We start from the raw sequence: 15,680 nt of genomic DNA on the forward strand, positions 1-15,680 counted from the left end.
GTAGACAAGGCACGCATGGCAGCAAACCCGCCAATACCCAGTGGTGAAACGGTTGACTCAGCGCCACCAGCAATCATCACGTCCGCATCACCGTACTCAATGATACGAGCCGCTTCACCGATTGAATGCGTACCTGTTGTGCAAGCGGTCACCATGGCAATATTCGGGCCTTTCAGGCCGTACATGATAGACATGTGACCAGAAATCATGTTGATAATGCTGCCAGGCACGAAGAACGGGGAAATGCGTCGATATCCCTTGTTGATCAAATCGGTGTGCGTATCTTCAATCATTGGCAAACCACCAATGCCTGAGCCAATGCTCACACCAATTCGTTCAGAATTTTGTTCGGTTACTTCAAGACCGGAATCTTTGAAAGCCTGAATTCCCGCCGCCAGGCCGTAATGGATAAAGGTATCCATGCGGGCTGCTTCTTTCCCGGGAATGTAATCGGCCACGTCGAAGCCTTTCACTTCGCCAGCAATTTTTGCTGCCAAGGCCTCGGTATCGAACCTGGTAATCGTCGAAATGCCGGATTTGCCTTGAGTCAGGCTTGTCCAAGCCTCGCTAACAGAATTACCCACAGGGCTAATGATGCCCAAACCGGTAATAACAACACGTCTACGGCTCACAAGCCCTCCCTGTATCCTGTGTTTGCATGAACAGGCAGAGGCCGAGGAAGACAGGCTTCCTCCGCACCTCTTCAAATTCAGCTATTAAGACTTAGAGTTTGTCTTAACGTAATCAATCGCTTGTTGAACTGTGGTGATCTTTTCAGCTTCTTCGTCAGGAATTTCTGTTTCAAATTCTTCTTCCAAAGCCATGACCAATTCCACTGTGTCCAAGGAATCAGCGCCCAGATCATCTACGAAAGAAGATTCGTTTTTGATTTCCTCTTCCTTTACGCCGAGCTGCTCGGCCACAATCTTTTTAACGCGCTGTTCAATGTTTTCCATTACGGAGCCTCCGTGGGTTTTTAATAAAATCGAGTGAGAATAGCAAAGCGATATGACAGATCATATTCTATATGCCCTGCTATTAGCCCATCCACATTCCACCATTCACGTGTAATGTGGTTCCAGTCACATACCCCGCCTGATCGCTGGCCAGATATAGCACTGCCGCAGCAATGTCACCTACCTGCCCCAAACGGCCCAACGGGATTTGTTGCTTCAACTGATCTACCTGAGTTTCATTCAGTGCATCAGTCATGTCAGTTTGGATGAACCCGGGCGCCACACAGTTTACCGTGATATTGCGACTACCGAGTTCACGTGCCAGCGCTTTTGTCATTCCAGCCACACCGGCTTTTGCGGCGGCATAATTGGCCTGGCCGGCGTTGCCACTGGTGCCTACCACCGAAGTGATATTAATCATGCGGCCAGTGCGTGCTTTCATCATGGGTTTCATGGCCAGCTTGGACAACTTGAAAACGGCGGACAGATTCGTGGCAATAACCGCATCCCAATCTTCGTCCTTCATTCGCATGGAAAGCTGATCACGAGTAATTCCAGCGTTGTTCACCAATATTGCCAACGGCCCAAGTTCTTCGGAAATTCTGGTGAACAACGGCTCAAGGCTTTCCGAGTCAGTCACATTCAGCAACGCCCCGAAACCCTTCACACCGGCTGCCCTAAGACCTTCGGTGATGTCTGCTGCCCCCGCTTCGGAGGTCGCAGTGCCCACTACAGCCGCCCCAGCTTTGCCCAAAGTAATTGCGATCTCACGGCCTATGCCGCGACTGGCACCAGTTACCAAGGCCACTTTTCCAGTCAAATCAAACATGGTCATCCGGCTTATCCTCTTATTCCACAGCAAGCACTGCTTGAATGCTGTCGGGGTCAAATATATTGACTACAGGCACATCACTAATCCGCTTCACCAAACCTGCCAAAACCTTGCCGGGTCCGCATTCAACAAACAGGGTTGCACCCGCCGCGGTCATGGCTTCAATGGTTTCAACCCATCGCACCGGCCCATAGGCCTGACGCACCAGCGCGTCACGAATTCTAGCGGGATCGGATTCTACAGCCACATCAATGTTGTTGTACACAGGCACTGCCGGAGAATTGAAGTTTGTGTTGGCCAAAGCTGTCGCCAATTTAACAGAGGCGGGCTTCATCAGGCTTGAATGGAAAGGCGCAGACACAGGCAACTCGAGGGCGCGCTTGGCACCCAGTGCCTTGGCAGCCTCGCAAGCCGCCTTTACGCCTTGTGCACTGCCTGCGATAACCACTTGGCTGGGCGCATTGAAATTCACGGCCTCGGCCACTTCCCCATTCACACAGGCCTGCTGACAGGCTTGGATTACTTGCTCATCGGTCAGACCCAAAATGGCGGCCATACCGCCTTGCCCGACAGGAACCGCCTCTTGCATGGCTTGGGCACGAATGCGAACCAGCCCCAACCCCTCGGAAAAGCTGAACACGCCCGCAGCCACCAAAGCAGCATATTCACCCAAAGAGTGGCCTGCCACCAAATCGGGTGCACTACCACCCGCGGCTAGCCAAGCGCGCAACACAAGCACATCAGCCATTAACATGGCCGGCTGCGTGTTGGTCGTCAAATTGAGAGATTCTGCGGGACCTTGTTCAATTAAAGCTGCAAGATCTTGCCCCAATGCCTGTTGGGCCTCGAGCGCTGTCGTGGTGTACAAACTGGCAGTTGCGCTGTTGCTTTTGAATGCGTTCAACATGCCGACAGCTTGGGAACCCTGCCCAGGAAACAGGAAGGCAATTTTCTTTGTCATTTTCGAGGAATTCATCTAATTTGCAATTTGCGCTATTTTACATGCGAACGAGCACGCTGCCCCATGTAAAACCGCCCCCGACACCCTGTAACAGCACGTTATCGCCTTTTTTAATCTGTTTTTGCTCAATTGCATGGTTCAAAGCCAAGGGAACCGAGGCGGCAGACGTGTTTCCGTGCATGCCGACAGTGATGACAACCCTTTCTTCAGGAAGCTTCAATTTTTTCGCAACGAAATGCAAAATTCTCACGTTGGCTTGGTGCGGAACCAGGAAATCGAGGTCCTCGAGCCTGAAGTCAAGGCTTTCAAATAACTCAAGCGCATTGCTGCCCAACACTGACACCGCTTGGCGGAACACGGCTTGACCATCCATGCGTAGAAACGGATCTCCCACAATTTTCCCGCCTTCAATGCGGCCAGTGGTGTTCAAAATACAGCCAAGGGTGCCGTCGGAGTGCAACTTACAGCCTAATATTCCCGGCTCAGAACTGGCTTGAATGAATACCGCGCCAGCACCATCGCCAAACAACACGCAAGTGGTGCGATCATTCCAGTCCATCAGGCGGCTAAACACCTCCGAACCGATGACCAGTGCATTACCCACCTGACCGGAACGGATCATGGAATCTGCAACAGTCAACGCATAGACGAAGCCACTGCACACGGCCTGAATGTCGAAGGCCATGGCTTTTTTGGCGCCAATTTCGGCTTGAACCGCACAGGCTGTGGATGGGAAAACCTGATCGGGGGTTGAGGTGGCCAACACGATCAAGTCCACTTGATCTGGAAGAACGCCTGCAGCTTTCAGAGCCTGCAAGGCAGCCTTGCTGGCCATTTGACAGTTTGTTTCATCGGCTTCGCAAAGATATCTTTGCTTGATCCCGGTGCGCGTTTCAATCCATTCGGCACTGGTTTCCACGCCTTTCTTGGCCAGAAACTCAGTCAACTCCTGATTTGAAACCGCACGCCTTGGCAGGCTTGCGCCGGTGCCAAGGATTGCACTGTATTGAGACATTAAATCACTTGGTCTGGTTTTGCCTCGACTAGTGCAGTTGCTGCCTCTTGATTACCATTGGTCGCTGGGGCGGCCAATGGCACATAGTGCGACATGGTGAGCCTGATGCTATCCAGCAAATTGCCGTTGGCTGCATCGTAAGCTCGCTTGATCGCATAGAAGAAGGCATAGGCATCTGCCGAGCCATGGCTTTTGATCACAATCCCTTTCAGCCCAAGCAATGCAGCTCCGTTGTAGCGGCGGTGGTCCACCCTTTTTTTGAATCGAAGCAACACTGGCGCCGCAAATACTGCAGCAACTTTGGGCCACAGGCCTCTCTTGAACTCTGTCTTGATTATATCGCCCAGCATTTGTGCCAGGCCCTCAGAGGTTTTGAGGGCTACATTGCCCACAAAACCGTCACACACCACTACGTCGGTGGTGCCTTTGTAAATATCATTACCTTCCACGTTGCCATAGAAGTTCAACTCACTGGCGCGCAGCAATTCCGAGGCCTTTTTAACCACATCATTGCCCTTGATCACTTCCTCACCAATATTCAGCAAACCTACTGTGGGCCTTTCAATTCCCTCAGTGCCTTTCACGAAGGCTGATCCCATGACAGCGAACTGAAACAAATGGGCCGGTTCGCAGTCTACGTTGGCTCCCAGATCGAGCATTAGCGTGCCCTTGCCTTTCATGTTGGGCAAGGCCGAGGCAATTGCGGGTCGATCAATGCTATCAAGGGTTTTGAGTACAAAACGGGAAATAGCCATCAGCGCACCTGTATTGCCAGCACTGACGAACGCGGATGCCAACCCGTCTTTTACCAGGTTGGCGCATACTCGAATAGATGAGTCTTTCTTGTTGCGCAAGGCCTGTGCGGGAGGCTCGTCCATCTCAACCACCTCACTGGCGTGACGGATCGTGATCTGGGGATGCTCCAGCGCTTTTTTCTTGGCCAGGGCCGCCTCTATTTCAGCCTGCTTTCCGACGAGCACAAGCTGAACGTCGGGGTGCTGTTTGAGAAAGCGCAAACAGGCCGGGACGGTGACCGACAAACCGTGGTCTCCACCCATGCAATCAATTGCTATGCGAACCATCCGTTCTTAGACCTTTTGGTTTTCATGGCAACATGACTGCAGTTGCCTTGTTGATTTGTAATTAATTACTCGTCAGCTTTGGTTTTTACCACTTTCTTGCCACGATACATGCCGTTGGGGCTGATGTGGTGGCGCAGGTGTGTTTCACCAGATGATGAGTCAGCGGACAAGGTGGGCGCTGTCAGGTTCTGGTGTGAGCGGTGCATTCCACGCTTTGAGGGTGATTTTTTGTTCTGTTGAACGGCCATTTTAAAGCTCCATGTATAAAAGTGTTACTTCTTGCCACCCTTGAGCAAATCGCCCAGGTTAGCAAAGGGACGCTGTACTTCCTGTGTTTGACCATCAGCAGTGTCATCCTGATAGTCGTCAGTATCTTGCATGTCGGCCCCCTCTTCTCGCCAGCTTCGCCCCGCTAATTCAGCGCAGGCATCATGCTTGGGAAACATAGGGCATGCCAACAAAATCTCGTCTTCCAGCCAATCTCGCAAGTTTATCGCACCCGGACATGCAACAACGTCAGTGTCCTCATCGAGCGTGTCCTCATCATAGCTGTCCGCCTGCGTCTCTGACGTCATCAAAATCAAATGACGATCAAAGTCAATGACGTTCTGCACACCTGAACCACACACTACACAAGAAAGCTCTGCGGTAAAACGGCCTTTGAACCGAATTACGCTCTCAGACTTGGCGTTGATTCGCCCGGAAACCTCCCAATAAGCGACGTGACTGGACAGAATGTTTTCATCGCTTGCCAGCCTTGGGAAATCAAACTTCACATCTTCGCTGCAGATGCTTTCGCCCAAGCGAGAAAACGACCAAGCGTCGAATTCTTCAAACTGTTTTAATGGGCCTTTTTGGCGCATGCCGATAAGAAAAGCAGGAAACGCGCGATAATACTCTGCCTAACGTAATCTGTCAAAGCCAGCGCGCTATCCAAATGACCCGTTCACTGTATCTAGCTTCCAGTTCCAAGTATCGCCGTGAGCTGCTGACTCGCCTGCAAATCAGTTTCAGATGCGAATCGCCTCAAATTGATGAATCCCCGGAACCCAATGAATCTCCCTTGGAAACCTGCACGCGTCTCGCTCGGGAAAAAGCCATGGCAGTGGCCGCCGAGCACCCGACTGCAATTGTCATAGGATCAGACCAGGTGGCAGACGTGGATGGCGTGGCCATTAGCAAGCCCGGCACCCATGATAGAGCCCGTGCACAATTGCGAAGCATGAGCGGGAAGACAATTGTGTTTCATACCGCCGTCTGCATTTACTGTCATGAAACCTCTCAAGCTGTGGAGTTTACAGTGCCCACTTCAGTGGAATTTCGGGAATTGAATTCCGCTGAAATTGAACGTTACCTCATTGCGGAAGAGCCTTATGATTGCGCAGGTTCAGCAAAAAGTGAAGGCTTGGGCATATCGCTACTCAAGCGAATTGAGTCAAGTGACCCGACTGCCCTGATAGGGCTGCCTTTGATCGAGGTGGCCAACGCACTTCGGCAATTCGAAATCACTCTTCCTTGACATGCTTTATTTAGTTCCGAGCCCGCTAAGCCAGAAAACTCCAAAACTGCCTTTACTGGAGGCCGACCTGCCCTTGGTGCGGCAATGCAACACCTGGCTGGTAGAGAACGCAAAACCGGCTAGGGCTGCCCTAGGGCATTTCAATATGCCCACGGCCATTCGGGATCTGCAAATATTTGAAATCGCGCAACTAAATCCCCAGCAACGCCAAGATATCGTGCAACGCTGCAAGGCAGGGGAACCAATTGCGGTGATGAGTGACGCAGGCTGCCCCGGCGTGGCAGACCCAGGCGCCGAGATTGTAGGTCTCGCGCACCGACTGGGATGCCCGGTTCACCCTTTGGTAGGTCCAAGCTCTATTTTATTGGCGCTCATGGGAAGTGGCTTGAATGGACAAAACTTCCGCTTTTACGGATACCCGCCCTTGGACCCGGGGCAGCGTGATGCATGGATAAAACAGACGGAGCGAGAGTCCAGGACGCAACGCTGCACTCAAATCGTTATCGAAACACCATTCAGAAATGACAAACTGATTGAGGCACTTCTGAAACAGCTTTCTGACTCAACCTTGCTTTGCATAGGCTGGGACTTGACAGGCGACGAGCAGCAAATACAAACCAAAACTGTTGAACAATGGAAAAAACGGATGCCTACGCCAGGCAAGTCACCCTGTCTGTTTTTGTGGTTGTCAGCCTGATTTGTTCAACTCTTTTACTGAAAACCAAGGGTTTGCTTAAGCCCGAGCTCTGGAAACACACTGCGAACACCCTGACCAAACACAACACCCACCCGCTGAGCAAAACGCTCCGCAAATGAATCTTGCTCGGTGTAGTCCAGAATATCTTCGGCCTTCAGCACATCACGCGCAACGGTATCAATCGACCCTAATTCGTCTGCCAAGCCTAACTCAACACTCTTTGCGCCAGTCCAGACCAAACCACTGAACAATTCGGGGTTCTGTTGCAGCTTTTCACCTCGACCTTCTTTAACTACCTCGATAAACTGTTTGTGAATTTCCTCTGCCATTTGCTTGGCGAATTCAGTCTGGTAGGGATCTGCTTCACTGAAAGGATCCAGAAAACCCTTGTTTTCGCCAGATGTGATCAAACGGCGTTCGACGCCCAGTTTCTCCATCGTTCCTGTGAAGCCGAAACCATTCATCACCACCCCAATGGAGCCCACCAAACTGGCTTTATCCACAAAAATTTTGTCAGCTGCCGCCGCGACGTAATATCCACCCGAGGCACAGACCTCTTCTACTACTGCATAAAAGGGTTTGTCGGGATACTTGGCGCGAAGACGCTTGATCTCGTCGTTGATCAGGCCAGCCTGAACGGGGCTACCGCCGGGGCTATTGATTCGGAGAATGACACCGACAGAGCCTTCACTTTCAAACGCCGCTCTGAGGCTGGAGTTTATTCTGTCAGCGCTGGCCAGGCTATCACTGGAAATGACACCATCTAGATCCACCAGTGCAGTGTGTCGGCTGACTTCAAGGCTGGGCGTGGCGGTAAACCCCAGCACTGAGGCAATTAAAATACCCACATACACCAAACCGATCAACTTGAAAAAGATGCCCCAACGTCTCTTTCTTCGTTGCTCAACCAACGCTTCGGAGGCCAGCTTTTCCAGAAGCTTTCGCTCCCATTGATTGTTTTCATCACTCATATTCAATCCTCAATACCATCGGCCGGCACCGTAATCAGCTCAGTAGGGGTCCAGTACACGACACCGTTTTTCTCTTCTACATTCAATCGCACCAACGGGTTACCGTCACATGGGCCACCCAAGCAACTGCCGTCGGTGGCGTCGTAACTGGCACCGTGAGTGGCACACACCACAATTCGACCAGAATCGTCGAGAAATTCGCCATAATTCCAGTCAAGTTCAACGGGTACATGGGAACAACGATTCAAAAAACACCTCACTGCATCATCAACACGTACCACGAATGCAGTGGTTTCCTCGTTGTTATACAAAACCCTGAAGCGGTAGCTTGTGCCGCCCTCTTCTAGTTCACTGGATTGACATACCTGAATTTGCTGCATATTGATTGATTAGCGGGCTGAGATTGTTTGAATGAGCCAAGGGGCCAACTCATTGATTGAACGAAAAGACTCCAGATGAGGCACTTGATTCAGTAATTTGGGTGGGTGAGCGCCTGTCTGAACCGACAAGGCGTGCACGCCAGCGGCTTGAGCCATATTCAGATCGTGCGTCGTATCACCGATCATGACCACATGTGCTGGGTCTGTATTGAACTCCTCCATCAACTCCAAAATCATTTGAGGATGGGGTTTGCTGTGACATTCGTCTGCGCAACGTGAACTCATGAAATAACGAGCTGTATCAGAGTTCGCCATGGCGCGGTTCAGGCCTTGCCTGCTTTTACCCGTGGCCACTGTGCAAATAACCCCCATTTCATTCAGTTGTTTAAGAAGGGGAACGGCACCGGTAAACAATTCCAACTCGTGATCTTTGCTGAGGTAGTGCTTGCGGTAGCTTTCAACCAGCAGGCCAATTTGGGCCTCGCTTGCTCCGGGGGCTGCATGGCGTAACGCATCACTCAAGCCCAAACCGATGACATAAGAGGCAATCTCCTCGCCGGGATCAGGCAAGCCGGCATCTAGACAGGCTCTCTGAATGGAGCGCGTAATCGCACCGGTTGAGTCGAGTATGGTGCCATCCCAATCAAACACCACCATTTTGTAGGTCATCTGCTTTGTACTGCCTGTAACGATTTTAAAAAACTGTTCAATTCGGGGGCCAAAGGAGCCTCTAGTACTATAGTTTCATTTGAAGCCGGATGAACCAGCTGCAAGCGTGCTGCGTGCAAAAACATGCGTTTCAGGCCATGTCTGGCCAATTGTTTGTTCATTTCAAAATTTCCGTAGCGATCATCGCCAGCAATTGGAAACTTGTTGGCACTGGTGTGCACCCTGATCTGGTGAGTCCGTCCAGTCAAAATTTGCGCCTGAATTAAAGTAAAAAGTGAGTAATTCGATTTATACTCCTGAATTATCTTGAACTTTGTTAAAGCCTTATCCCCATTCTCATCGACAAAAACCCTTGCTTCCTTCTCACCCGCCTGAGTTTTCAGTAAAGGTAGATCAACTTGTCGAAGTGTCGTTGGCCAACGTCCGAGTACCAAGGTTTGGTAGTACTTCTTCCAAGATCGAGCTCTCAGTTGTTCCTGTAAGATTCTGAGAGCGCTACGCTTTTTAGAAATAATCAAGATTCCCGACGTTTCACGGTCAATGCGGTGAACAAGCTCCAAATCTTGATGGGTTTCAGACCTAAGTGCCCGAATACATTCAATTAATCCAAAGCTTGAGCCCGAACCACCGTGAACTGCCATGCCAGAAGGCTTGTTGACCACCAGCAAATGTTCATCTTCAAACAACACGGGTATTTCAGCGGCGGTTCTTAACAGCTGTGCTTTATTTACAGTGTTACTTGATGAAAGAGATTCAAGTGTCTGTTTTTCCAGTACTTGAATTGGAGGAATACGTACCACATCACCCACACACAGCTTGGTTTTAGCCTCTGCACGCTTTCTGTTGATTCGCACCTCTCCCGACCGGATAATTCGAAAAACATGGCTTTTGGGTACGCCTTTGCAGACGCTGCACAAAAAGTTGTCCAGTCGCTGGTTTTGATGTTTTTCGTCAATTTCGAGCAAAACAGCCCTGTCTGGATTGGGTTTTTCCTGTGTTTTCAATTCTTTGTTTTACCAATTGGGCGGGTTCAGCATATAATCGGATTATCGCTTGGGAAGCGTCCGAAATCACTTCTGGATACGCCCCATGGCGATTTTATTTAGTGGGTGTGCCGCCTACCCTGGATGGTGGCAATGATGGCTGAAAAAGAGGCGCGCGGCTGAATGCCCGCCTTAAGCTGGAAACAAAGAATTTTACGCACCAGCGCGCACAAGAAGCGCTGGGTACTAACAAAAACGACGCAGGCCCACCTTACGCAGGTGAAATTTGAACCAATATTTATTATTAAATATCAATGCCTTAGTTTAATCGCCGCTCTTGGTTATATCCGAGTGGCGCATTGTTGTATTCGTTTTTGAATCTCTTTGTTCCTTCCGCTTTTTCAGCATCTCTTTTCGCACTGCGGTGCCATTGGAGTGTGCATGAAGCGCATGTTATTTAACGCAACTCATTCAGAAGAGTTGCGGGTCGCGATTGTCGACGGCCAGAAACTTATCGACATTGACATCGAAACTGCGGGCCGTGAACAACGGAAAAGCAATATTTACAAGGGTGTAATTACCCGAGTAGAACCTAGTCTTGAAGCCTGTTTCGTCAACTACGGCGAGGACCGACACGGTTTTCTGCCTTTCAAGGAAATTTCCCGACAATATTTCAAGGAAGGCGTTGAAGCCGGGAAAGCCCGTATTCAAGACGTCGTCAAAGAAGGCCAGGAGCTATTTGTTCAGGTTGAAAAAGAGGAACGTGGCAACAAGGGCGCGGCCCTGACCACTTTCATTTCACTGGCTGGCCGTTATTTGGTACTGATGCCCAACAACCCCCGCGGAGGAGGCGTTTCCCGTCGTATTGAAGGTGAAGAACGGCAGGAACTGCGTGAAGCGCTCGACAAGCTTGAATACCCCAAAGGAATGAGCATTATTGCTCGTACAGCCGGTATCGGCCGCTCGGTAGAAGAATTGCAGTGGGACTTAAATTACCTGTTGCAACTCTGGACTGCCATCGACGGGGCCGGGAAATCTGCCAACGGCGCATTCCTGATTTACCAGGAAAGCAGCCTTGTTATTCGCGCCATTCGCGATTATTTCAGCCCTGATATCGGCGAAGTGCTCATCGACACCGATGAAATTTACGACCAAGCCAAACAATTCATGCAGCATGTGATGCCTGACATGATGAATTTGGTGAAGCGCTATCGCGATGATATCCCCTTGTTCAGTCGTTTCCAGATTGAACACCAAATTGAAACCGCCTACAGCCGCATGGTTCCCCTGCCTTCGGGCGGAGCCATCGTCATCGATCACACGGAAGCCTTGGTATCGATTGACGTGAACTCGGCCCGCTCTACCCGCGGCACCGACATTGAAGACACTGCCCTTCGTACCAACCTGGAAGCAGCGGAAGAAGTAGCCCGTCAGTTGCGCTTGCGCGACTTGGGTGGCCTGATCGTGATCGATTTCATCGACATGGAAAAAGCCAGCAACCAGAAAGAAGTGGAAAACCGGGTTAAAGACAGTCTGCATTTTGACCGTGCACGTGTGCAAATGGGCAAGATCAGCCGTTTCGGCCTGATGGAACTAAGCCGTCAACGCATTCGCCCTGCCCTGAATGAAGGCTCGCACACCACTTGCCCACGCTGCAACGGCACGGGTGTGATTCGCGACACAGAAAGCACAGCGCTGCATGTACTGCGCATTCTGCAAGAAGAAGCCATGAAAGAAGGCACCGCCAGCGTGCACGTGCAGGTTCCGGTCGATGTGGCTACGTTTCTTCTGAACGAAAAGCGTTCAGAAATTTACAAACTGGAAGCGCGCTTGAAGGTCAATGTGCTGTTGATTCCAAACAAACACTTGGAAACACCACACTATGAAATTACCCGCTTGCGCCATGACGATGAACGCCTGGAGGATCCGCGTCAGAGTTTTGAACTGGCTACATCCAAAGACGAACAAAGCTACTACGACAAGAAAACCGAAGGCGAAGCGGTAAAACGTCAAGAAGCGGTGATCAAAGGCGTCATTCCAACCCAGCCTGCCCCACCCCACCAGGAACGCAAGCCAAAGGCTGAACTGGCTGTTGTGGCTGCAGCACCCGCTGGCCCTTCCTTGATTCAGCGAATAATCAGCTGGTTCAAGCGAGGCACCACAGCAGAAATACCGGCAGTGGTGATTGAACAAAAGTCCAATGATCGCACTGGCCGGGGACAGAACCGTTCCCAGGGAGATCGCAACGATCAACGCAATGGGCGCGGTGGAAGAAATCGCCGACGTGGTGGGCGCGGTCGTGACGATGAGGCCACAAACACATCCTCTGGTGACGAGGTCAAGGCCTCCGATGCCCAACAAACAAGTGCCGGGCAACCGAATCGTGGTGGCAGAGGCAAACCACGCGATGAACGCGCTGCCGGCGCCGAGGTTCTGGAAGTGAAACCTTTGGCGGCCGTCGAGGCTGTGGCTGGCGATTCGGCCGAGTCATCTGCCGAACAAAGCGAACGCACTGGCGGTCGCCGCCGCCGCCGTCGCGGTCGTGGAGGCCGCGGTGCGGGCGAAGGTGAAACCAGCACATCTGTGGATCAGGCTGCGATGCAATCCGAAGACGCATTCCAGGCCGCAGACTCAGCAGAAGACGAAGAGCTGGCCAACAAGATTGCTGAAACCATGTCGTACGGCAGTGATGAAGAAACGGGTGGAGATGAGCCACGTCGCCGTCGTCGTCGCCGTGGTCGTGGTGGCAATCGTGACGGTGCTGCACGTGATAACGCTGAAACCGGACAGAATTCAGAAACTTTGCTGGACAAGCCCGATGAAGTTGCGGATGCAATAGGTGACCAGCCAATTGCAGCTACTGGCATGCATGTTTCGGAAATGGGCTTACCTGCTGAACCTACTCAAATGGGTTCCACCGAGAACAACCCTGATGAGTCCAACGTAGCTATCGCAGATGTACAGGCGGTGCAATCAGTGATCGCGGCGGTAAGCCAAGTTCAGGACGCTGATCCAGTCGTGGTTGAATCGGAAGCCGTCTCAACACCGGTCACGGAATCTGATGTCATTGCCGCCCCAGTCCAGGCATCAGAAACCCTGACTGAAGCTGGGGCAGACACCACAGCCCAGCCAACGCCCGTTGTTGATAACGAGGTGGTGAGCAAAGCAGCCCCACCCCAGCCAACAGCACAGTTGAATAAGGCTGAACTGGAACAAATGCTGAGCAGCGCTGGCATGCTGTGGGTTGAAACTGATCACGAAAAATGGTCAGTGGTTCAATCCAACCTGGCGGCAGCACCCAAACCTGTTCGTGTTCCTCGTGAACGCAAACCAGTTGTTCAAATTGCAAGCGAGAACCTGGTACTGGTTGAAACCAAGCCTGAGTTTAGAAGCGGTTCCAACTAAGATGAAGTGATGCGGCTGTGACCATCAGTCACTGCCGCATGGGTGTACAGGTGCAGCACGAAAGTCTCTAGATGCGGTGAAGTGTGAGTGGTTCGCTAAGCAGTCAACCGCCACTCGACAACATTCAAACAAAAAGCCCGATGAGAGCAGTATTCATCGGGCTTTTTGTTTAATCGATAAAAAAACCCACTCGTTATTGAGTGGGTTTTGTGTTGCTCTAAAGGCATCTCAAGATGAGAGTAACTTTTATTGCGCCATGACCTGAGAACCCATGGCGGTTGCGCCTTCCTTGGAACGCACCGGCGAAATCTTGCCGGACTTGATGTCATCGTACCAAGCATCGTGGTGAGCCTTTGCCCATGTTTCATCCACATAGCCATCACGCATCGCTTCCAGAGCACCTTCCATGCCAATAGAGCCAATGTAAATGTGGCCCATGGACATGATGATGAACAACAGTGCGGCACTGGCATGAATCACGTGTGATTGTTGCATCAGCAGGCGTTCCTGGTCGAAGTTGGGGAAGTTCAGGATCAGCCCCGTGGTGGACACGACGATACCAAGTACCGTCACACCGCCCCAGAACCAGATCTTTTCACCCATGTTGAAGCGACCTGCAGGCGCGTGGCCGAACAAACCGCCACCCTTCTTCAGCCACTCAATGTCATTCTTCTCAGGCATGTTGTCCTTCACATACATGATGAAGAACACAATCACGCTGACTGCGAACAATGGACCCACGAAGTTGTGAATCACAATGCTGATGGAAGCGAGCCAAGAGTTAAGCGTAAGCCCCATCCAAGGCGCCAACACATACTTGCCAAACATCAACAGCAAGCCGGTCAAGGCGAGTGCCACGAAGCTGAATGCCATGGTCCAGTGGGCCACACGCTCAGCCGATGTAAAACGCTCGATCAACCTGCCAGTGCGTGGCTCTGGCAACTTGACAGGGCCTTTCACCAAGTGAGCACCCACAATCAACAGGAAAATTACCGCAACAGCCCAGCCGCCGTAGTAAGAAATCCAGTCATTGCGGATTTGACGCCATGTTTCACCGCTTTTATTGATCAACACACCAGTTTCACGACCTTTGATCACGGTAGTGAACGATTCACCAGACGCAACGTCTTCCCACACTGGCGAGTTGTTGAGGGGCTGCGTTTGTTGCTTTTGAACCTGCGCTTGTGAGCGTTCAGAAGCATCTTGCGCCATGGCCCCCATTGACCAAAGTGAGCACACGGCAAATACCATGGCCATGAACAAAGCCACGAAGGCCTTGTTCAGACCCGGATTTGCAGCGGCCCGAATGGTTGAATGTGTCATGATTGACTCTCCTTATTGGGCCTTTGCCGAGTCGCCAGTACGAACATACTCGTTCTGGGCTTTGGCTCGGACGTTCAGGGTTTCTTGCCAGCTTTCCTTGTCGCCTGCCTTGAAACCGCCGGCAGTATACTGACCGCCGCCTGTTTCAAATGCTGGTGTATCAGCCTTGCCTGCATACCCCTTGCCGTTGTTGGCGTCTTCCAAGGGTGAACAGCCAGTGACCAAGATAAGGCCCGCGAAGGCCCCGGAAAGAATCAACTTGCCGCGAAGCGCCATATTACGCGCCCTCCTTGGCGGGTTGACCATAAGCTGAACTCCAGCCCCATACCTCTGCACCCTTGCCTCGAACAACTACGCGATTGCGGAAGATGTCGGAAACCACGTCGCCGTCACCTGCCAACAATGCCTTGGTTGAACACATTTCGGCGCACAGCGGCAATTTGCCTTCAGCCAAACGGTTACGGCCATATTTCTCGAACTCGGCCTGAGATGCGTCTTCTTCCGGACCACCCGCACAGAATGTGCACTTGTCCATTTTGCCGCGTTGACCGAACGCACCTTCCTGAGGGAATTGTGGCGCACCGAAAGGACATGCGTAGAAACAGTATCCGCAGCCGATACACAGATCCTTGTCGTGCAATACAACACCTTCGTCGGTCTTGTAGAAGCAGTTCACGGGGCAAACGGCCTGGCAAGGCGCGTCTGAACAGTGCATACAGGCCACGGAGATTGAGCGCTCGCCCGGTTCGCCGTCGTTGATGGTTACCACGCGGCGGCGGTTAATGCCCCACTCTACCTCGTGCTCGTTTTTACATGCGGTGACGCAGCCATTGCACTCAATGCAACGCTCGGCATCACACAGAAACTTCATACGTGCCATTTTCTTA

18 protein-coding genes are annotated in these 15,680 nt (G+C 51.7%); 3 read left to right on the plus strand and 15 right to left on the minus strand.

Translation table 11 applies throughout. The features are described 5' to 3' along the window. The 8 genes from A0129_RS06475 to A0129_RS06510 all read right to left on the minus strand — a co-directional run. A partial coding sequence (locus tag A0129_RS06475) for a beta-ketoacyl synthase N-terminal-like domain-containing protein (RefSeq protein ID WP_291713479.1) occupies positions 1-632 on the minus strand: 632 nt, incomplete at its 3' end. Between the two features lie 84 nt (positions 633-716). Then, a complete protein-coding gene (acpP, locus tag A0129_RS06480; RefSeq protein WP_008249131.1) occupies positions 717-956 on the minus strand; it encodes an acyl carrier protein in 240 nt (79 codons plus the stop codon). 82 nt (positions 957-1,038) lie between these two features. Then, positions 1,039-1,791: a 3-oxoacyl-ACP reductase FabG gene (fabG, locus tag A0129_RS06485; protein WP_291713481.1), complete on the minus strand. Its 753-nt coding sequence runs from the start codon at positions 1,789-1,791 to the stop codon at positions 1,039-1,041. Positions 1,792-1,804: 13 nt separating this feature from the next. After that, positions 1,805-2,749 (minus strand): ACP S-malonyltransferase, encoded by a 945-nt coding sequence (fabD, locus tag A0129_RS06490; RefSeq protein WP_291713483.1) that lies wholly within the window; start codon positions 2,747-2,749, stop codon positions 1,805-1,807. Between the two features lie 37 nt (positions 2,750-2,786). Then, a complete protein-coding gene (locus A0129_RS06495) occupies positions 2,787-3,764 on the minus strand; it encodes a beta-ketoacyl-ACP synthase III (RefSeq protein WP_291713485.1) in 978 nt (325 codons plus the stop codon). Continuing rightward, positions 3,764-4,846 carry a phosphate acyltransferase PlsX gene (plsX, locus tag A0129_RS06500; protein WP_291713487.1) on the minus strand — a complete coding sequence of 361 codons (1,083 nt, stop codon included), beginning with the start codon at positions 4,844-4,846 and terminating at the stop codon, positions 3,764-3,766. The genes A0129_RS06495 and plsX overlap by 1 nt, the downstream gene beginning before the upstream one ends. 65 nt (positions 4,847-4,911) lie before the next feature. After that, a complete protein-coding gene (gene rpmF, locus A0129_RS06505; RefSeq protein ID WP_008249122.1) occupies positions 4,912-5,094 on the minus strand; it encodes a 50S ribosomal protein L32 in 183 nt (60 codons plus the stop codon). A gap of 24 nt (positions 5,095-5,118) precedes the next feature. Continuing rightward, complete coding sequence (locus tag A0129_RS06510; protein ID WP_291713489.1) at positions 5,119-5,709, minus strand: YceD family protein; 591 nt, start codon at positions 5,707-5,709, stop codon at positions 5,119-5,121. Positions 5,710-5,783: 74 nt separating this feature from the next. On the opposite strand from A0129_RS06510, the gene A0129_RS06515 reads away from it, so the two are divergent. Beyond that, positions 5,784-6,365, plus strand: a complete 582-nt coding sequence (locus A0129_RS06515; protein ID WP_291713491.1) for a Maf family nucleotide pyrophosphatase — start codon at positions 5,784-5,786, stop codon at positions 6,363-6,365. A 1-nt stretch (position 6,366) separates the two neighbouring features. After that, positions 6,367-7,062, plus strand: a complete 696-nt coding sequence (locus tag A0129_RS06520; RefSeq protein ID WP_291713493.1) for an SAM-dependent methyltransferase — start codon at positions 6,367-6,369, stop codon at positions 7,060-7,062. A gap of 14 nt (positions 7,063-7,076) precedes the next feature. Here the strand turns inward: A0129_RS06520 and A0129_RS06525 are convergent, their stop codons facing one another. The 4 genes from A0129_RS06525 to A0129_RS06540 are packed head-to-tail and all read right to left on the minus strand — an operon-like array spanning position 7,077 to position 10,086. Continuing rightward, complete coding sequence (locus A0129_RS06525; RefSeq protein ID WP_291713495.1) at positions 7,077-8,033, minus strand: S49 family peptidase; 957 nt, start codon at positions 8,031-8,033, stop codon at positions 7,077-7,079. Between the two features lie 2 nt (positions 8,034-8,035). Next, the gene (locus tag A0129_RS06530) at positions 8,036-8,413 is read right to left on the minus strand and encodes a Rieske 2Fe-2S domain-containing protein (protein WP_291713497.1); all 378 of its coding nucleotides are present in this window, start codon (positions 8,411-8,413) and stop codon (positions 8,036-8,038) included. 9 nt (positions 8,414-8,422) lie between these two features. Beyond that, positions 8,423-9,082 (minus strand): HAD-IIIA family hydrolase, encoded by a 660-nt coding sequence (locus A0129_RS06535; RefSeq protein ID WP_291713499.1) that lies wholly within the window; start codon positions 9,080-9,082, stop codon positions 8,423-8,425. Continuing rightward, the gene (locus A0129_RS06540) at positions 9,079-10,086 is read right to left on the minus strand and encodes an RluA family pseudouridine synthase (protein ID WP_291713501.1); all 1,008 of its coding nucleotides are present in this window, start codon (positions 10,084-10,086) and stop codon (positions 9,079-9,081) included. The genes A0129_RS06535 and A0129_RS06540 overlap by 4 nt, the downstream gene beginning before the upstream one ends. Before the next feature lie 420 nt (positions 10,087-10,506). On the opposite strand from A0129_RS06540, the gene A0129_RS06545 reads away from it, so the two are divergent. Beyond that, on the plus strand, positions 10,507-13,470 hold the full coding sequence (locus A0129_RS06545) for an Rne/Rng family ribonuclease (protein ID WP_291713503.1): 2,964 nt from the start codon (positions 10,507-10,509) through the stop codon (positions 13,468-13,470). A 246-nt stretch (positions 13,471-13,716) separates the two neighbouring features. Here A0129_RS06545 and A0129_RS06550 read toward each other — a convergent pair whose 3' ends face one another. From A0129_RS06550 to fdh3B, 3 genes are read right to left on the minus strand one after another with little or no spacing between them, the layout of a single operon-like run. Further along, positions 13,717-14,793, minus strand: a complete 1,077-nt coding sequence (locus A0129_RS06550; RefSeq protein ID WP_291713504.1) for a formate dehydrogenase subunit gamma — start codon at positions 14,791-14,793, stop codon at positions 13,717-13,719. A gap of 12 nt (positions 14,794-14,805) precedes the next feature. After that, entirely contained in the window at positions 14,806-15,069 is a 264-nt protein-coding gene (locus A0129_RS06555; protein WP_171098937.1) for a hypothetical protein, read from the minus strand. 1 nt (position 15,070) lies between these two features. Continuing rightward, entirely contained in the window at positions 15,071-15,673 is a 603-nt protein-coding gene (gene fdh3B / locus A0129_RS06560) for a formate dehydrogenase FDH3 subunit beta (protein WP_291713505.1), read from the minus strand. Positions 15,674-15,680 lie beyond the last annotated feature (7 nt).

It is taken from the genome of Limnobacter sp. CACIAM 66H1, from assembly GCF_001601825.1.
Classification (GTDB): Bacteria; Pseudomonadota; Gammaproteobacteria; order Burkholderiales; family Burkholderiaceae_B; genus Limnobacter.